The organism is Sanguibacter sp. Leaf3 (assembly GCF_001425965.1).
GTDB lineage: Bacteria > Actinomycetota > Actinomycetes > Actinomycetales > Cellulomonadaceae > Sanguibacter > Sanguibacter inulinus.
Genome location: NZ_LMRH01000002.1, coordinates 950,537 through 968,744 on the forward strand (window position 1 = coordinate 950,537; position 18,208 = coordinate 968,744).

Annotated in this window: 16 protein-coding genes; 9 read left to right on the plus strand and 7 right to left on the minus strand. The window is 71.5% G+C overall.

The features are described from left to right. Window positions 1–86: 86 nt before the first annotated feature. On the minus strand, window positions 87–1,016 hold the full coding sequence (locus tag ASG53_RS11630) for a hypothetical protein (protein WP_156382759.1): 930 nt from the start codon (window positions 1,014–1,016) through the stop codon (window positions 87–89). A 9-nt stretch (window positions 1,017–1,025) separates the two neighbouring features. Next, entirely contained in the window at window positions 1,026–2,432 is a 1,407-nt protein-coding gene (locus ASG53_RS11635) for a YihY/virulence factor BrkB family protein (RefSeq protein WP_056133001.1), read from the minus strand. A 193-nt stretch (window positions 2,433–2,625) separates the two neighbouring features. Here ASG53_RS11635 and ASG53_RS20615 point away from each other — a divergent pair, with 193 nt between their 5' ends. The 4 genes from ASG53_RS20615 to ASG53_RS11655 all read left to right on the plus strand — a co-directional run bounded on the left by ASG53_RS20615 (window position 2,626) and on the right by ASG53_RS11655 (window position 7,254). After that, window positions 2,626–4,110 carry a tail fiber protein gene (locus ASG53_RS20615; RefSeq protein ID WP_056133004.1) on the plus strand — a complete coding sequence of 495 codons (1,485 nt, stop codon included), beginning with the start codon at window positions 2,626–2,628 and terminating at the stop codon, window positions 4,108–4,110. Between the two features lie 310 nt (window positions 4,111–4,420). Next, on the plus strand, window positions 4,421–5,803 hold the full coding sequence (locus tag ASG53_RS11645; RefSeq protein ID WP_056133007.1) for a multicopper oxidase family protein: 1,383 nt from the start codon (window positions 4,421–4,423) through the stop codon (window positions 5,801–5,803). 234 nt (window positions 5,804–6,037) lie between these two features. Then, entirely contained in the window at window positions 6,038–6,694 is a 657-nt protein-coding gene (locus ASG53_RS11650; RefSeq protein ID WP_056133010.1) for a hypothetical protein, read from the plus strand. Between the two features lie 74 nt (window positions 6,695–6,768). Further along, window positions 6,769–7,254, plus strand: coding sequence for a GNAT family N-acetyltransferase (locus tag ASG53_RS11655; RefSeq protein ID WP_056133013.1), 486 nt, complete (start codon window positions 6,769–6,771; stop codon window positions 7,252–7,254). Between the two features lie 62 nt (window positions 7,255–7,316). On the opposite strand, the gene ASG53_RS11660 is transcribed toward ASG53_RS11655, so the two are convergent. Continuing rightward, on the minus strand, window positions 7,317–8,306 hold the full coding sequence (locus ASG53_RS11660) for a TIGR03557 family F420-dependent LLM class oxidoreductase (protein WP_056133019.1): 990 nt from the start codon (window positions 8,304–8,306) through the stop codon (window positions 7,317–7,319). A gap of 99 nt (window positions 8,307–8,405) precedes the next feature. Here ASG53_RS11660 and ASG53_RS11665 point away from each other — a divergent pair, with 99 nt between their 5' ends. Both ASG53_RS11665 and ASG53_RS20350 read left to right on the plus strand, forming a co-directional pair. After that, window positions 8,406–11,033 (plus strand): helix-turn-helix transcriptional regulator, encoded by a 2,628-nt coding sequence (locus tag ASG53_RS11665; RefSeq protein WP_056133022.1) that lies wholly within the window; start codon window positions 8,406–8,408, stop codon window positions 11,031–11,033. A gap of 161 nt (window positions 11,034–11,194) precedes the next feature. Then, window positions 11,195–12,544 (plus strand): hypothetical protein, encoded by a 1,350-nt coding sequence (locus tag ASG53_RS20350; protein ID WP_056133025.1) that lies wholly within the window; start codon window positions 11,195–11,197, stop codon window positions 12,542–12,544. A gap of 162 nt (window positions 12,545–12,706) precedes the next feature. On the opposite strand, the gene ASG53_RS11675 is transcribed toward ASG53_RS20350, so the two are convergent. Beyond that, a complete protein-coding gene (locus ASG53_RS11675; RefSeq protein ID WP_056133027.1) occupies window positions 12,707–13,099 on the minus strand; it encodes a barstar family protein in 393 nt (130 codons plus the stop codon). Between the two features lie 248 nt (window positions 13,100–13,347). Between ASG53_RS11675 and ASG53_RS11680 the strand changes: the two genes are divergently transcribed. Together ASG53_RS11680 and ASG53_RS11685 are read left to right on the plus strand one after the other, a co-directional pair. Continuing rightward, window positions 13,348–13,608 (plus strand): hypothetical protein, encoded by a 261-nt coding sequence (locus ASG53_RS11680; protein ID WP_056133029.1) that lies wholly within the window; start codon window positions 13,348–13,350, stop codon window positions 13,606–13,608. 72 nt (window positions 13,609–13,680) lie between these two features. Beyond that, window positions 13,681–14,658: an NAD-dependent epimerase/dehydratase family protein gene (locus tag ASG53_RS11685; protein ID WP_056133032.1), complete on the plus strand. Its 978-nt coding sequence runs from the start codon at window positions 13,681–13,683 to the stop codon at window positions 14,656–14,658. 269 nt (window positions 14,659–14,927) lie between these two features. Here ASG53_RS11685 and ASG53_RS11690 read toward each other — a convergent pair whose 3' ends face one another. Both ASG53_RS11690 and ASG53_RS11695 read right to left on the minus strand, forming a co-directional pair. Next, window positions 14,928–15,974, minus strand: coding sequence for an NAD(P)-dependent alcohol dehydrogenase (locus ASG53_RS11690; protein ID WP_056133036.1), 1,047 nt, complete (start codon window positions 15,972–15,974; stop codon window positions 14,928–14,930). Between the two features lie 189 nt (window positions 15,975–16,163). After that, window positions 16,164–16,751, minus strand: coding sequence for a TetR/AcrR family transcriptional regulator (locus ASG53_RS11695; RefSeq protein WP_056133038.1), 588 nt, complete (start codon window positions 16,749–16,751; stop codon window positions 16,164–16,166). Between the two features lie 90 nt (window positions 16,752–16,841). Here ASG53_RS11695 and ASG53_RS11700 point away from each other — a divergent pair, with 90 nt between their 5' ends. Further along, entirely contained in the window at window positions 16,842–17,075 is a 234-nt protein-coding gene (locus tag ASG53_RS11700) for a hypothetical protein (protein WP_056133041.1), read from the plus strand. A 61-nt stretch (window positions 17,076–17,136) separates the two neighbouring features. On the opposite strand, the gene ASG53_RS11705 is transcribed toward ASG53_RS11700, so the two are convergent. Then, entirely contained in the window at window positions 17,137–18,033 is an 897-nt protein-coding gene (locus tag ASG53_RS11705; RefSeq protein ID WP_056133044.1) for an NmrA family NAD(P)-binding protein, read from the minus strand. Window positions 18,034–18,208 lie beyond the last annotated feature (175 nt).

Sequence of the window (18,208 nt, forward strand, 5' to 3'; positions counted from 1 at the left end):
CTCGTGCGGGGTGTGTGGTTCTGGGTGCGGGGTGCGAGGCGCAGGGGGCGACGTACGAGGTGCAGGGAGCTGCGGTGTCCCTCCGGTCAGGCGGTCGACGTTTCCGGTCGACGGTGCGTGCGGTGCGCGGAGTGCTCGTCGAGGAACGACTCGAGGGCCTCGAGCCCGATGCCCGTGCAGCCGTAGGCGTCGAACCTGCCGAGCGACGAGATCTTCGTGACGGTCTCGATGTCCTCGATCCGCGAGCAGTAGAGGATCAGCAGCTCCTCGAGGTGCTCGAGCCCCTCGAGGGCGGCGATCGAGGTGAGGACCGGCAGGCTCTGCAACCGGAGCCGGCGCAGGCCAGGCAGCAGCTCGATGCCCCGCAGGTCGGTGATCTTGCGGCCGCCCAGCAGACCGAGGTCGACGAGCGGCAGGTGCGCGATCTTCTCGAAGATCTCCGGGGCCGGGTGCGGCACGGTCCGCAGCTGCAGGGCGGCGAGCCTCGGCAGGGCGAGCAGGGCCTCGAAGGAGGTCTTGGTCGGCGCGAGGTGGGCGTGCTCAAGGTTCGGGAAGGTCTGAGCGGTGAAGGTCGTCGGGCCGTCGGTCTGCAGCCTGCGCACCGAGGGCAGCACCATCCCGCGTGGCCACCGTGTCGGGGCGCCGCCGGTCCAGACCTCGAGCGTCGTCACGGTCTCCGGGATCGCACCGTCGGTCATGGTCGAGACGATCGTGGGGGCGACGCCCGCACCCAGCGAGAGCTCGGTGAGGTTCGGGAACCTGTCGAGGCGTCGGGGCACCTCGGTGACGTAGGCCCCGATGTCTCCTCGTACGCGCAAGGACCTGACGGCGGCGTCGCGCTCCTCGTCGGGCGGGGCGTCCAGCGCGATGAAGGCCTCGATCGCCTGGCCCAGCGGCGTGGAGTCCGAGGCGGCCATCACCCACTGCTCGGGAAGCGGGGAGGTCTCGTCCCGCGTCCCGTCAGCAGCCAGCCATCCGCGCTGGCCGGAGGTGGCGTGAGCGTCCTGGGGTGTCATGCGGTCACCCTAGCGAGGGGCGGGGACACGGGGCGAGGGGTCGTCCGAGGTCTGGACCTGGGTGGACGTCTCGGTGCCGTGCGTCGCCGGTGCCTCGCCGGTCGACCGGGCGGCATCCGTCGACCGGGCCGCGTCGGCTGATCGGGCGTCGCCCGTCGACCGGGCCTCGTCTGCTCCCGACGGCACGACCTCGACACCCTGCATGCGCTGCACCTCGGCGTTGAGCACACCACCGGCGAGGATGACGATGCTGCTCACCCACAACCACAGCACGGCGGCGAGGATCGCGCCGATGGTCTGCGCGGCGATGGCCACGGTCTGTGTCGCGGCGTCCTCGCCCGGGACGCTCGAGCCCGCGGCACCGAGGTAGACCTGGAACCCCAGGGCGACGACCAGCAGACCCACGGTGCCGAGCACCGCGCCTGGCAGGCAGCGCCGCCAGGTGGTCGCGACGTTGGGACCGTACCTGTAGAGCAGCGTGAGGAACCCCCCGGCGAGGACCACCACGGCGGGCCAGCGGACCAGCTCCCACACCGACGTGAACACCGCGCCCAGCCCGAAGAGGTCCGCGATCTCCTCCCCGCCACCGAGCAGCGGCCCGACCACGAGCATGCTCAGCAGCACCACGAGGGTCAGCACCGCGCCGAGGGCCAGGGCCAGCCCGAGCAGCACCTGCTGGAAGAAGCTCCGGCGCTCCTCGACCGTGTACGCGTCGTCGAGCGAGCGGATGGCCGCGCGGAACATGCGGCTCGCCAGCCACAGCGCGACGACAGTACCGCCGATCGCGATGCCCGCCCGTTCCTGCCCGAGCAGCCCCTCGACGAGCGGGGCGAGCACCTCGGCACCGATCTGGTGGTCGAAGACCCGCACCACCTGGTCGACGACCGAGGACTGGATCTGCTCGACCCGCTCGGCACCGACGAAACGTTCGAGCGAGCCGAGCGCCGCCCCGAAGGCTGTGACGAGCGGCAAGATCGAGATGAGCGCGTAGTACGTCATCTCTGCTGCGAGGCCTGTCACGCGGACGTCGGCGATCCGCCGGGCGCACCGCACCACGAGCAACGGCACGTTGTAGCGGCCCACGGAGACGGGATGACGTTCGGCGAAGTCTTCGACCCGCTGGAAGACGGGCCGCCGGTCGCTCGGACCGCGGCGACGGCGCCTCTCCCGCCCCGCGGCGACGGCCCGCGCCGCGACGTGCGTGACCCACAGCCCCGCTGCGGGGCCGACCACGACCGCGGCGACAGCACCGGCGGCATTGTCCACGAACCCGTTGACGACCAGACCGACGACGACGGTCACGGCCAGGCAGGAGATGGTCGTGGCGGCCGTGCTGAGCAGCAGGCGCGCCGGGAACCACAGACGGGTCGCGACAGCGCAGGCGAAGCCCGCGGCGACGAGCGCGAGCAGGGTCATCGGACAGGCACCATGACGTCAACCTTGTCACGACCAGGGGTCGCTCCGCGCGACAGGCGACGGCGCTGCAGGTCGAGATGCTCTTCCCCTCCTGACACTGTGTCAGTACGATCCCTCACGACAACGGTCCCGGTCAGCATCCACGGGGTCATCACGACGGGCCCGGTGCCCGACCCTCTCGAAAGCTGACCCCGTGACTGTCTCGACCCCGTTCCGCGCTCTCGGGCTCCTGAGCGCTGCGACGCTCCTCCTCGGCGGGCTCACAGCCTGCGCGGAGTCCTCGACCCCCGACGGCGCCTCCTTCGGCTGCTACGACGCCGGCACCCAGGGCCTCACGCTCGTCCCTGTCGGCGACAGCTGCGGTGCGGGGACGGTCCCCGTCGTCTGGCAGACGGCCGACCCGTCCGACGCGACGGACGGCTCCGACGGGACTGACGGCGATGACGGAGCCTCAGGCGACGACGGCGCCGACGGGCTGGCAGGCGCACCCGGGACCGCGGGCACGGACGGCCAGGACGGAGCGCCCGGCGCGCCAGGACCGGTCGGTCTGACAGGTGCGACAGGTCCGACCGGGCTGACCGGCCCCAGCGGACCGGCAGGCGCGACAGGGGCGACCGGGACGACAGGGACGGCCGGAGCCGACGGCGCTCCTGGAGCCCCCGGTGCACCCGGGACCGACGGCGCGGTCGGACCCGCAGGCGCGACAGGCGCTGTCGGAGCCGCTGGGCCTGTCGGCCAGACCGGTGCCACAGGGGCCACGGGTGCGACAGGTGCCACGGGCGCGACCGGTGCTGTCGGCGCGACCGGTGCCGCCGGAGCACCCGGGGCTCAGGGCGCCACCGGCGCAGCAGGCCCGACAGGCGCCACCGGACTGACCGGAGCGGCTGGTGCCGACGGTGCCGACGGTGCGGCCGGTGCCGACGGCGTCGCCGCCTGGTCGACCCTCTCCGCGTGGAGCGCCACCGCGACGTACACCGCCGGCCCGCCCTCGTCGATCGTCACCTTCGCCGGAGGGACCTTCCTCGCGGTCGAGTCGAACGTCGCGCAGCAGCCCGGCACGAGCACAGCGTGGGCGCAGATCGCAGCCCCCGGGGTGAAGGGTGACAAGGGTGACCCCGGCGAGGCCGGGGCCCCTGGACCCGTGGGGGCCGAGGGTGCTCCAGGCGCGCCCGGAGACATCGGCGCGACAGGTGCGACCGGACCCGTGGGTGCTGACGGTCTCGACGGTGCAGCCGGCCCCGCAGGGCCGACGGGGCCCGCTGGGCCAGAGGGCGCCCCCGGCCCCGTCGGCCAGACCGGTGCGACAGGAGCAGCAGGCCCCGCCGGGCAGACCGGCGCCACCGGACCTGCTGGCCCCCAGGGCATCCCAGGACCGGCGTCCGTGTCCACCCTGGAGCCACGCTTCGGGCAGCGCACCAGCAGGGCCGCCGACGGGCAGGGCGCAGACTGCACCATGGGCTCCGTGGCCTTCACCGCAGGTGGCGTGGCCCCGGGGATGATCGCCGACGGACGGATCCTGCGCATCAACGAGTACACAGCGCTCTACTCCCTCCTCGGGAGCACCTACGGCGGAGACGAACGGACCACCTTCGCGTTACCCAACCTCCTGCCTGTGACACCCAACGACCTGACCCCGTGGATCTGCGTGAACGGGATCTACCCGCAGCGGATGAACTGACCCGTCACGGGTCTCCCTCGGCAGCTCACTGAGAGTCGGGCCCTCAGAGCGGGCCAGCATCGACGACACCCCCAGACCTCGAAGCCTTTCGTCCCGGTTCGTTCCCGGATTCGCTGGCTAGCGTGACCTGGATGACATCGTCGGCGCGCCGTCACCAGTCCTTCGCCTGGTGGCGAGGGCTGTCAGGTGCGCTGGCCACCGGGCAAGGCCTCGCCCTCGCCCACCCTTTAAGCGCCGTGCGACCAGGCCGGGCGCTGCCCGGCTCCGTCCCCGCGCTCCCAGACGACTCAGCGACGGAGCAGCCCGACCCATGAACACGACGATGAACACGACGATCGCCGCAGCCTCCGGGCTCGTGCTGGTCGCAGTCCTCTCCGCGTGCAGCCCTGCGGGCGACGACACCTCCCAGGGGCAACCTCCCGCGACCGGCGACCTGCCCGTCGTCGACGTGTACGACATCACCGAGACCCCCTCGGTGAGCGACATGGCACTGGACATCACGCAGACCACCATGAACCTCGGTGGCGGGGCGCTGGACCGGTACCTGTACACGGTCGCCGGGGACGACGCCGTCTACGGCGCGGGTCGTCCGATCGTGGTCGACGCCGGGGACACCGTACGACTGACCGCGAGCAACGCCACAGACACCCCGACCAACATCCACTGGCACGGCATGAACGTGCCCAACGACCAGGACGGTCCGGGGATCCGCATCGAGCCCGGGGCCTCCCACGACTACGAGTTCACCGCCACGAGCCCGGGCACGTACTGGTACCACTCCCACGAACGGCCCGTGCGTGACCAGGTCGACGAGGGGATGTACGCACCCATCATCGTCCGAGACCCGATCGACGCCTCGTACGACCTGGACCAGGTCCTCGTGCTGGACGACTGGATGGTGGCCGGCGCCACGGGCCGCACGGAGGCCGTCGGCGAGGTCGACACCGTCAACGGGCGCACCGGCGACGACATCTCCCCGATCGAGATCACCGGTGGGGAGATCGCCAAGCTCCGGCTCATCAACGCCTCGACCGCCAGGACGCAGCAGATGAGCTTCCCGGTCGACGTGCGCGTCACCCACACCGACGGCGCGCCCCTGGTCGAGCCGTACACCACCCGAGAGCTGGCCATCGCGCCCGGGGGGCGCTACGACGTCGAGCTCGCCCCGACCGGCGGCACGGACGAGACCGTCACGATCACCAACGAACGTGACGAGGGGATGGTCATCCCGGTGAGGTACACGGCCGCCGACGCGACGGCCGCCGCGTCACCCTTCGTGGCACCCGAGCCCACCCCGCTCGACCCCGAGCTCCTCACCCGGACCCCTGACGTGGAGATGACGCTGTCGAGCACGATGGGCAGCTCCGGGGTCGCGTGGACCATCAACGGCGAGACCTTCCCCGACGCCGAGACCTTCGACCTCGAGCTCGGCACGACCTACGTGATGCGGTTCCGCAACAGCGACGTCTACCAGCTCGACCACCCCATGCACATCCACGGGACACATTTCCGCCTCCTGACCGAGAGTGGTTCCCCTGTGTCTGAGGAGATCTGGAAGGACACGGTGTCCATCCCTGCTGGGACGTACGTCGACGTGGCGATCACCTTCGACGAGCCCGGTACCTGGATGGCCCACTGCCACATCCTCGACCACGAGGACGGCGGCATGATGACCACCATCGACGTGGCCTAGTCTCGGCGGCCCACCCTCGGTGCCGACCGACAGGCTGGGCTGTCGATGGTCGTCTCGTCGAGCAGGCCCTTCGAGGAGTGCGCGCTCGGACGTGAGGTGCTCGCCCGCAGCGATCGTCGAAGGGCCCTCGATCCCGAGGACCCGAGCGACCACCTCGGTCCTGGCGACAGGACGTCGTCCTGCTCTCCCCGGAATGTCCCCTGCTGTTCACCTCGGGCCGCTAGCGTCTGGCGCATGACCCCGGAGACGCGGTTCTGGTCAGCTCGCGCGCGGTGGGCCGTCGCGACGGCCTTCGTCGCGTGCTGGGTGCTCGGGCTGGTCGTCGCCGGCCCGGACCTCGGGACGGAGGCCAGCCCGAGTGGCGCAGGTCAGGCGTTCTCTGGCCACCACCGGGCCGTCGCGTCCTCGGTCCTCGTGCACGGAGCGGCAGGCATCCTGCTCGTCCTCCTCGGGCTCGCGCTGGGCTCGGGCCTCACGCGGCGCACGACCGTGGCCCTCGCCTCGATCGCCGCCGTGCTCTCGATCGACCAGCTGGCCGGCGAGGTCGCTCTCGCCCTTGACCCGCACCGCGCCGGCGGCGTCGCGCTGGGGGAGATGCTCAGCCGCGTCGACGGAGCGAAGATGCTCGTCCTGGCCGCTCTGGTGGCGTCGGTCTGGCGGGGGGCGGTGCACCGAGGCCACACACTCACTGTCGTCAGCTGTTTCGCGGTGGTCAGCCTGGTCCTGTCCGGGGTCGGCTGCCTGACCTTGTCTGCCGGGCTCACGGCTGCTGCTGCCGCCTCGCTCCCGCTGCTGCTCGTCTGGAGCCTGACGGCGACTGCCGCGTCGACCGCCGAGCAGACGACAGACGTCGAACCGCACCTCCTGGCCGACGGCTACGCCCGGCGATGAGGTGACGTGTCGTGAGTCGACCCGACCCGACCCGACCCGACCCGACCCGACGCGACCCGTGCGATGCTCGTCCGATGACTCACGACCACCCTCGCGTGACCCTCGAACCGATCTCGCCGGCGCTCGCGCAGCGCATCGTCGACCGCACCGAGATCCCGGGCGACGACTGGCACCCCGAGTACCCCTTCGTCGACGAGCTCGACCCGCTGCGCTCGCTCGCCCGGTCGACCGCCCCGCACCCGGTCTTCACGATGTACCTCGTGCGGCGGTCTTCAGACGGTCTGGCCGTCGGCGGGCGGGGATTCTTCGGGCCCCCGGACTCGAGCGGCCGGGTCGAGCTCGGGTACGGCCTCGTGCCGGGCGCCCGAGGCGCCGGGCTCGCGAGGGAGGCCGTAGGGCTGGCGCTGCGGATGGCCCGGGACGCCGGGGCGACCGTGGCCGCCGCGGACACCGAGGCGGACAACCTCGCCTCGAGGCGTGTCCTGGCTGCCAACGGCTTCCTCGAGGTCGCGCGCCGGGGCGGCCTCGTGCTCGTCGAGCGCCCCCTCGCCGAGCTCTAGCCTGACCAGTCGCCCAGCCCTCCAGCCCTCCAGCCCTCCAGCCCTCCAGCCCTCCAGGAGGCTCAGCCCTTCGGCGCGGCCGCGCGCAGCTTCTCCAGCAGCGGCCCGGCCGCAGTGTCCAGGAACTCCTGCTGACCCTCGTCGCCCACCTGCACGAGAGCGATGTCGGTGAACCCCGCCTCCCAGTAGGCCGAGACGGCCTCGACGATCGCGTCGAGGTCCGGACCGCACGGGACCGACTCCGCGACGTCCTCGGGCCGGACGAAGGACGTGGCGCTGGCGAAGCCCTCGGTCGTGGGCAGGTTCGCGTTGACAGGCCACCCGAGCCCGGACCAGCGGAACTGGTCGTGCGCCCGCGCGACCGCACGGTCGACGTCGGTGTCCCAGCAGATGGGGATCTGGCCGATCTTGCGCGACCCGGGCCTGTCGGCCTCGGTGCGCGCCGCGTCCCAGGCGCTCACCAGCTCGGCCTTCGGCTCGGTCGCGACCAGGTGGTCGACGAGCGGCGCGAAGGTCTCGACAGACTGACGACCCGAGACGGCGACACCGATCTCGACGGGCAGGTCGGGCAGGTCCCAGAGCTTCGCGGAGTCCACCTGGAAGTGCTCGCCACGGTAGGACAGCAGGTCGCCGGAGAACAGCTCGGTGATGATCTCGACGGCCTCGACGAGCATGCTGTGACGCTCGTCGACCGCGGGCCACCCGCGCCCGACCACGTGCTCGTTGAGGTTCTCTCCCGAGCCCAGCCCGAGGGTGAACCTGCCGTCGGAGAGGATCCCCATCGTCGCGGCCTTCTGCGCGACGACGGCCGGGTGGTAGCGCACGGTCGGGCAGGTCACGTAGGTCATGAGGTCCACGCGCTCGGTCGCGTGGGCGACGGCGCCGAGCATCGTCCACGCGTACGAGGCGTGCCCTTGGCTCGTCAACCACGGGAAGTAGTGGTCGGAGGAGACCTCGAAGTCGAAGCCGACCCGCTCCCCCGCCACCGCGTAGTCCACGAGTGCCTTCGGACCGGACTGCTCTGTCATGAGGGTGTAGCCGAATCTTGTCATGCTCCGATCCTGCGACCGCACCCTGCCTCCCGCACCTCGGGCGCTGGGGACGCACGACGACAAGAGGCGTGAAGAGGCACCGCTCCCTAGGGTGGGCAGATGAGCGCTCCCACGCCTCGCCCGACCTTCGTGCGCACGGTCGTCCAGACCCTCGCCTCGGGGACGTCGGTGCTGCTCGTCGGGTTGCCCGGATCGGGTCGCAGCACGGTCCTGGCAGGTGCCCAGGTCGAGGCCGACGACGACGGCTGGACCGTCGTGACGCTGCGCGGCACCGGAGCCGGCACCAGCGGTGGCGCTGGTGATCGCCCGCTCGAGGCGCTCGTGCTCGCGGGCCTCACGACAGGCCCCACGGGCACGCTGGGTGCGCTCGCTGCCGCGCTCGAGGGCGTCACCGTCGCTGCCGGAGGAGCCCGGCGGTCGTCCGCAGACCGACGCGTCCTGGTCGTCGTCGACGACGCCGACCAGCTCGACGACGCGTCGGCCTCGGTCCTCGCGACCGTCGTGGCTCGCACAGGTGCACGGGTGCTCGCCTCAGCACGCCCGCCCGCCTCGGGCACCGCCGTCGCCCGTCTCCTGGCGGGCCCCGACTCGACGGTCCTGACCATGCCCGCGCTCCCCTTCGACGAGCTGCACCGCACCGTCGCAGAGATCTTGCGCGCCGACGTCGACCCCGACACCGCCGGGCGTCTGTACGCGCTCTCCGGCGGGATGCCCGGCCTGACCCGGGCGATCGCCCGAGAAGCACGGCGGTCTGCAGACCTCGCCGAGCCCGGCCGGCATCCCGGGGCGGAGCACTGGTCGTGGACGCCCGGGTGGGCCGTGGTCGTCGACCGCCTGCTCGCCGGTCTCGGCGACTCTGCCCGTGACGGGCTCCGGACGCTCGCGGCCTTGGGCCCAGCACCGACGGCCGAGGTCCGACGCCTCGTGCCGTGGTCGGTCGTGGAGACCCTCGACGACCACGGGCTCCTGCGGATGGTCGAGGACGACGGCGAGATCATCGTCGCGCTCTTCCCTCCCATGCTCACCGAGCACCTCCTCCACCTCACCCAGGACGCCCGCGGGCTGCGGGTCGCCGAGAGGATCACCGAGACCCTCGCGGGCTCTGCGCCGGGCCAGGGATCACGACGGCGACCGCGGACCACGCCCTCCTGGTCGAGCTCCCCCGAGTCGGCAGCGATCCTCGGCCGGCGGCTCGAGGACAGGGCGTCCGCGCACCTGCTGGTCACGCACGACACGTGGGAGCGCGACCCCACGGTCCACAGCACCGTGCTCTACCTCGACGCCCTGCTCGCCAGCCGTGCGGAGGTGGACGTGATCGAGGACGCCGTAGGCGTGGCTCTGCGCAGGCTCCGCCCGGCCGCCCACGAGCACCGAGGGTTCGTGGTGGCCTGGCACGCGGTCTACCGAGCCCACGTGCTCCACGACGTGACCGGGGCGTACGCGCTCCTCGCCGACCTCGACGCGGACGACGACCCCCGGGTCCGCGCGACCTCCGACGCCGTCCGTCAGCACCTGCGGCTCACCACCGGAGACCCCCACGAGCCCGCTCCGACCGAGACGCCGGCTCCGGCGACCCTGCCACCTCCCGCCGACCTGCCCGACGACACCGGCCGTCCGACCAACGCCCTCGTCAGGCTCGTGCGCGGCGAGGTGCTGCTCGCCCGCGGGCTGCCGGTCGACGCCCACGCAGAGCTCGTCGGCGGTGTGCTGCCCGCGCACGCACCGCGGCACGACGCCATCTCCCTCGTCGACCAGGCTGTCCTGCTCTCCGGAGACATCGACACCGCGACCCGGAGCGCCATGCGGTCTCTGGGCGAGGCCCGGGGCACCCTCGCCCAGGGTGAGATCGAGCCTCACGGCTACGTCGTCGCCCTCGGTCTCTACGTGGCAGGCCGCCTCACGACGCTGCGCGAGCACCTGACGAGCCTCTTCGCACTCGGGTCGCCGGCTCCGCTGCGCACGACCACCCGGGCTGGTCTGCTGTCGCTCTCGGTCTCGCTCGCGCTCCTCGAGGGGAATCTCGCGAGCGCGCGGTCCTCGCTCGCCCGCCTCGAGGAGATGGACCTCGCCGCGATGTTCACCCCGGCGGCCCGCCCCGGACCTCGCCGGGCCGCCCTCGACGTCGCGACAGGAGCAGACCCACGCCAGGCCACCCGCGAGGCCTGGGACGACGTCGCGGCACTGGTCGAGCGTGGAGCCGTGCTCGCGGCGGTGACCGACGGGACGACTCTGGTCGACCTGTGGGTCGACGAAGAGCGTGCGACGGCTGTGGCCGACCTCGCCCTGACAGCGCAGGGAGCCGTGCTGCCGGCCCTCGGCAGGTATCTGCGTGCTGCCGCAGACGGCGCCCCCGACGGTCTGCTGGTCGCCGCCGCCGACCTCCGCTCGCACGGCCTGGTGCTCCACGCGACCTCCGCCCACGCCCGAGCCGTCACCCTGCTGAGCCGCGAGGGTCGCTCCGGACGGGCGGCCGAAGAACGCGCTCGGCTGCGTGCGGCGGTCGAGCAGGCCGGCGAAGAGCTCAGCCTCGTCGTCCCGTCTCTGGCACCTGCCCTGAGCCTGACGGGGCGCGAGCTCGAGGTGGCCCGTCTGGTGGCCGAGGGGCTGAGCAACCGGGAGGTCGCCGACAGGCTCGTGGTGAGCGAGCGGACCGTCGACAACCACGTCTACAGGATCTTCCGCAAGCTCGGCATCCGGTCGCGCAACGAGGTCGCCGCGCTGCTCTGACGGCTGTCCTCAGACGGGTGCTCACCGTGCGCCGGGGTGTGCTCAACGGTGCTCTGGCCGAGGCTCACTGCTGCTCGCAGACCGCCTGAGCACAGTCCTCTCAGAGGTGTCATGGAGGTGTCGCTGATCCAGCGCACCACCCGACACCCGAGGAGGAGACCATGACCACGCCGACAGTGACGGCCGCAGCCCTGGCGCTGCTGCTCGCCACAGTCCCCGCAGCGGGACAGCCGCTCGACGCAGACGTCCCGGACCCGGCACCGACGACCGCGACCGACGTCGTCCCGATCACGCCCGCAGCACCTGACGACGTGACAGCCGTCGGCGTCGGCTCGACCGCGTCGAGCACGACGGACACCGGCACACCTGACGCCAGCAGCCCGGCCGTCGACGAGGCCCCCGCAGAAGAGACCGAGACCGGCTCTGGGCCGAGCACCGAGGTGGGCGTCTCCGGCGCCGACGTCGCAGAAGACACCACCGAGGAGGGAACCGGTACCGAGACCACCCCTGGAGCGGTCGTCACCGACGAGAGCACGACGACCGACGAGGCCGTCGACGACGCGACCGAGGTCGCGGGCGACCTAGAGGAGCTGGCAGGAGTCGACGAGCTGGCAGGCTCGGCAGACCCGGCTGAGGCTGTGACGGCACCCGTGGAGCCCGCCGCCGAGTCGGCGGACGGCGAGGTGGCGGAGCAGGCCGACGTCACCCCGCGTCTGGTCGTGGCTCCTGGCTACCAGGAGGACGGCTACGACAGGCCGTTCTGGTGGGCTGAGGACGGGCTGCACTTCCGCGACCCGATCCCCGCCAACGGCTACGTCAACATCAACGTGCCGGGCGCGGACAACGTCAGCATCGACAGCCACCGCGAGCTCATCGGCCAGACCTTCATCCCGTGGTCGTACTTCAACCTGCAGCCCGGGATGTGCATCTCCTGGACCGAGTCCAACGGGTTCAGCTACCACTTCGGCGAGGACAACTCCGGCCGGGGCGGCGTCGACGAGAAAGACTGGGAGTTCTGCGTCCCCGGCTCGACCGACCCCGACGAGCCTGTCGTCCCGGACCCCGACGAGCCCGACCAGCCTGACGCGCCAGACCCTGACGAGCCGGACCAGCCTGACGTGCCAGACCCCGACGAGCCGGACGTGCCAGACGTGCCGGGAGACCCCGACCAGCCTGTCGAGCCCGACACGCCCAGCACGCCAGACAGCCCTGACGTGCCGGACCAGCCGCAGACCCCCGCGGAGCCGGTGACCCCTGCCGGACCTGACGCATCGACCGAGGTGCCGGAGAGCACCCTCCCCGTCGCGGAGGTCCCGCTCAGCACCGCGAGCGAGAGCGTTCCTGCAGCTGACACGACTGCCACGGCTGCAACCGATGCAGAGACCGCTACGCCTGGAGCTCTCGCCGTCACCGGCCTCGGTGCCGGGGCGAAGTCGCTCCTCGCCGCAGCAGCAGCCCTCGGTATCGGCGGCGGGCTGATGGCCCTGGCCAGCAAGACCAAGCAGCGGTAAGCCGCACCGCAGCCGACCGCCCCTCACGGCGTCGCGTCCTGACCTTCCCGAGGTCAGGACGCGACGCCCTGCTCTGTGCTCTCTGACGAGTCCGCCCCGCTCGGTGAGGTGCGCGCTGCATCGCGGCGCCTGCACACCGCTGCGGGCGAGGCCACGCTGGGCTCAGACGAGAGTCAGGTCGATGTTCGTGTGGCTCTCGAACACCTGGAGGACCAGCTCGAAGTACGTCGGACCCGTGCCTGCACGCAGGGCCGTGATCGCGGCCTCCGCCACCGAGACCGAGTACACCTCCGGCCGTGCCAGCTTCGCCTGGTAGTAGGCGAGGGTGGCCTCGAGGCCGAGCGCGTCACGCGCACTGCTGTGGTCCTGCCAGCAGATGCTCACGGGCGCTGAGCCGTCGAGCACCCCGAACCCGCCGTACAGCAGGTCGTCGAGAGCGTCGAGGCTCTCCCCCAGCGTCCACTCCTCGTCCGGCATGAGCACACGGTTCAGCTCGGCGTAGAGCGACGGGATGTCGTGGACCGCCGATCCGTCGATCGTCAGGGTCGTCGTCATCTGGTCAGGCGTCCTCTCGTCGTCGACGTCTGCCTGCGACGCCAGTCCTCTTCGCGGCTCCCGGTGCCGGCCCGGCCGCTGAGCGATCGTGCCACGGTGTGCACCCGTCCGCCCGGTCACGTCACGTCAGCGCACGAGCGGCAGCACGCTGGACCGCCACCGAGGCCCAGTCGTCACCTCTCCCCCAGCAGAGCAGCGTGCTAGCGTCCGTCGGATCGACACGTCCCCCGCCGAAGGAGCCGAGGTCCATGCCCCGTCCACCTGTCCGAGAGACCGTCAGGTCGCTGGTCGTCATGCTCACGCTCATCGGTGTCGCCGAGATCGTGGTGCATGCCGCAGGCTGGCCGCGCCTGACGGCTCTGCTGGTCTTCGTGGTCGGCGGGCACATGCTCGAGGCTGTCGTCACGGGAGTGCTCGCCCGACGGAGACGTGAGCGCGCCCGTGAGTGGGCGCAGCGTGTCCAGACTCCCGAGACGGGGCCCACCGTGGCCGAGCCGTACCGATGGTGACTGCGCCCGGTGCGCCGTCTGCTCTGAGCAGATCTCTGCCTCAGGCCTGAACGCATCCTGTCTACTGGAGGCATGCGACGCATCCTGGTCCTCGGTGGGACGGCCTGGCTCGGCCACAAGATCGCTCGGGCGGCCCTCGACGACGGCGCCGAGGTGGTCTGCCTGGCCCGCGGAGAGTCCGGGGCGGTCCCTGCGGGCGTGCGGCTGGTCACCGCGGACCGCACAGCGCCCGGCGCGTACGACGCGCTCACGGGCGAGTGGGACGACGTCGTAGAGCTTTCCTACGACCTCAAGCTCGTCGTCCCCGCGCTCGAGGCGCTGGCCGGGCGAGCGCGCCACTGGACGCTCGTCTCGACGGTCTCGGTGTACGCGACGAACGACGAGCCCGGCGCGGACGAGTCAGCCGCTGTCGTCGACCCTGTCGACCTGACCGACTACGGGCAGGCCAAGGTGGCCGCAGAACGTGCGACTGCCGAGCACGTCGGCGACAGGCTGCTGGTCGCCCGCCCTGGTCTGATCGTCGGAGCTGGCGACCCGAGCGACCGCTTCGGCTACTGGCCCGCGCGCCTGGCCCACGGCGGACCTGTCCTCGCACCGACCGCTGCCGGACGGTTCGTCCAGGTGATCGACGTGGCTGACCTCGCCGCCTGGGTCGTCCGTGCGGGTGCTGCTGGGACGACAGGGACGATCAACGCTGTCGGAGACACGCACACCTTCGCCGACTTCGTGGTGCAGGCGCAGGCTGTCACCGGGTCCACCAGCGACATCGTCGAGGGCGACGACGCCTGGCTGCTCGTCCGCGACGTCCGGTGGTGGGCAGGGCCCAGGTCGCTGCCGCTGTGGATCCCCGTCGAGGATTCCGGCTTCTCACGGCGCAGCAACCGCGCGTACAGGGCGAGCGGCGGGGCTGTCTGCCCGCTCCAGGAGACGATCCGGCGTGTGCTCGACGACGAGCGGCACCGTGGCCTCGACCGCGAGCGTCGGTCAGGCCTGACGCTGGGCGAAGAGGCTGCACTCCTCGCGGAGCACCCGTCGAGGATGGGGCGCTGAGGTCCCCGTCCAACGGCTGCTCATCGACGAGACGGCACCTACCCCGATCGGTTCACGCCACGCCCGTTCGACCCCGGCACGGTCGAGCCCGGCATGGTCGAGCCCGGCATGGTCGAGCCCGGCCCAGCTATGACGCCATGCTGTCTGTCTCGACCCGGTCTCGACACTGTGCCCCGCACGGGCGAGGCCCGGGACGCTGGACGCGTCCCGGGCCTCGCTGGCGTGCACTCGGCGCGCACCACGCACCGTGCTGACGGATCGAGCAGGCCTCAGGCCAGCGTCGACGTGTCGATGACGAACCTGTAGCGCACGTCCGAGGCGAGCACGCGCTCCCAGGCCTCGTTGACCTTGTCGGCCGAGATGACCTCGATCTCGGCGCCGATGCCGTGCTCGGCGCAGAAGTCGAGCATCTCCTGGGTCTCGCCGATCGACCCGATGGCCGAGCCTGCGAAGGAGCGGCGCGACGGGATGAGCGAGAACACCTGGACGGGCAGCGGGGTGGGCGGGGCACCCACGTTGACCATCGTGCCGTCCACGGCGAGGAGGCCGAGGTAGGCGTTGAGGTCGATCTCGGCGCTCACGGTGTTGATGATGAGGTCGAAGGAGCTCGCGAGCTCGGTGAAGGTCTCAGGGTCGCTCGTCGCGAAGTAGCGGTCGGCGCCGAGGCGCAGCCCGTCTTCCTGCTTCTTGAGGGACTGCGAGAGCACGGTCACGTCAGCGCCGAGGGCGTGCGCGAGCTTGACGGCCATGTGGCCGAGCCCACCCATGCCGACGACGGCGACCTTCTTGCCAGGACCAGCACCCCAGTGGTGCAGGGGCGAGTAGGTGGTGATACCGGCGCAGAGCAGCGGGGCGGCGACGTCGAGCTCGAGGCCGTCCGGGATGTTGAGCACGAACTTCTCGGTCACGACGATCTGCTGCGAGTACCCACCCTGGGTGGGCGTGCCGTCGACGTCGGTCCCGGCGTAGGTGCCGATGTTGCCCTTGAGGCAGTACTGCTCGAGGCCCTTCTGGCACTGGGCGCACTCGCCGCAGGAGTTGACCATGCAGCCGACGCCGACGCGGTCGCCGACGGAGAACTTCGTGACGTCGGAGCCGATCTCGGCGACGACACCGGCGATCTCGTGGCCGACGACGATCGGGTACTGGACGCCGCCCCACTCACCGCGGGCGGTGTGGATGTCAGAGTGGCAGATGCCGGCGAACTTGATGTCGATGCGGACGTCGAGCGGCCCGACGTCGCGGCGCTCGATGGTGGTGAGCTCGAGCGGCTGGTCGGGGGCTGTCGCTGCGTAAGCGGAGACTGTGGTGGGCATGGGTGCTCCATCCGGTGATGAGGTGGGGGTGGGTCAGGCCGACGGGACTGGGCCGCGTCGTCGAACCTGCGTCCATCGTGCAGTGCCGAGCCCCCGGTCCGCCACCGGGGAAGGGGGTACTGTCCGAACCCCCTCAGTCCGTCCCGTGCTGCTCGCCCCTCCCCTGGGCGCCGCGGAGCGGGCTCCGGGTCAGCTGTCGCCGACGGCGTCGAGCGTGCCCTGCACCGCAGCGATCACGGCACGCCGGCGCCGCGCCGTCCGTGCGGGGTCCTTCGAGGCTGAGCCGAAGAGGGTGTCGGTCCCGCGGAGCACAGGCCAGGCGTTGCACAGCGTCACGACGGTGAGCAGCAGGTCTTGAGCGCCCTCGCGCCCGAGCGCCGGGTACGCGCGCACGACAGCGTCGACCTTGCGCTCGGAGTGCTCACGCCGAGCAGCCTCGGCGACGTGCGACTCCCGCTCGAGCCCCTCCCAGAAGGTCAGCCGAGCCAGCGTCTGGTTCGCGGCGTGGTGGTCGAAGACCCTGCCTGCGTAGTCGAGGATCGCCTCCGGGCCCTCTCCCTCGAGGGGCACGGCATCCATGACCGCGGCCAGGTGGTGCTCGAGAACCGTACCGAAGAGCGAGTCCTTGCTGCCGTAGTACTGGTAGATGCGCTCCTTGTTGACCCCTGCCGCGGCCGCGACCCGGTCCACCCGGGCGCCGGCGAGGCCGTGCTGGGCGAACTCCTCAGTCGCCGCGTCGAGGAGGAGCCGTTTTGTGCGTCCGGAATCTCTGACCATCCGGCCATGCTACGTGCCAACCAGACAGTTGCCATCTGATCCGTCGCGGCATACCTTCTACCCAACCACGTAGTTGGAATTGGAGCCCCTATGCCTCAGATCACCCCACCCAGCCTGCCCGTGCGCATCCTCGCCACGTGGTTGGTCATCTTCCCCCTCGTCGCCCTGGGCCAGATCGCCATGACGCCGCTGGCACAAGCGTGGCACCCCGTGCTCCGAGCAGCCGTGCTCACCGCCGTGGTCGTCCCGCTCGCCGTCGGCCTGGCGATCCCCCGCCTGATCAAGGTCTTGACGATGCTGCAGCGTCGCGTCCGGGACAGATGACTCTGCGCCCGCACCTGCGTCAGCCGGACGACCGTCCAGGACCGACGTGCAGCACGGGCGATCAGGCGAGGTGCGCCGCGAGGACGTCGCGGACCGTCGTCCAGTCGTGCGGGCCGAAGCGTTCGTTGTCGACGTGCCTCAGCTGTGCCTCGCCGCTGAACATGCTCACGAAGTACTGCATCCCCTGCCAGGCCGGGAAGGTCTCCTCGGGACCCCTCGACAGCCGCCGCCCCACGGCGGCCATCGCCGACAGAGTCCGCGTCGTCCCGGCCCACTGCAGCCGGAAAGGGGTCCCCGTCAGCTCTGACAGCGTCTGCGCGAGGTCCCTGGCCGAGATGCTGGACCCGGCGATCTCGAGGACCCTCGGAGCGTCGTCGTCGAGGGCCGTGAGCGCTGTCGCGCGCGCCACGTCGTCCTTCGTGGTGAAGTCGAGGACCTGGTCGGCCGAGGACCAGAACAGCACGCGTCGCCGTCCGAAGAGGATCATCGGCGCCTCGTCGAGCAGCAGCTCGGCGAACATGCCGTTGAGGACAGACGTCGCACGGACCGGCGCGGCGTCGACCTCCGCGGCGAGCTCGCGCCGCAGCTCGAAGTTGCGGTTGCTCCCGGGCGAGATCCGCCTGTAGTCGGCCGAGTAGTCCGAGGGGACGAACCTCGGGACACCTGCGGCGACCGCAGCGCGCAGCAGGGCCCGCTGGGCGTCGACGATCACCGGGCGGGTGCCGCTGACAGCCGAGACGACGACATCGGCACCTGCGAGAGCTGCGGTCAGGGCCGCGTGGTCCGAGTAGGCCGCAGCGGCGACCTCGACACGCCCGTCGCCGCCGAAGAGGTCGTCCGCGGCGCTGCTGCCCTGGCGGGTCAGGACGCGGACCTGGGCGTCGAGGCCGAGGAGCTCGCGGACGATCCGGCGACCGAGGTCGCCTGTCGCCCCGGCGACGAGGACTGTGCTGGTCATGAGAGGGCCTCGTTCTGTGGTGGGAGCCGGTCGCCGTGCAGAGCACGGGGCGGTCCGACGCTGTGCAGAGCACACCCTGCCACCCGCCTCACCCCGCCGCTCGTCGGCGTTGACACCCCGCCCGAATCGGAGCACACTTTGAAGCGCTTCATTTGAAACGTTTCAAGGTTGAGAC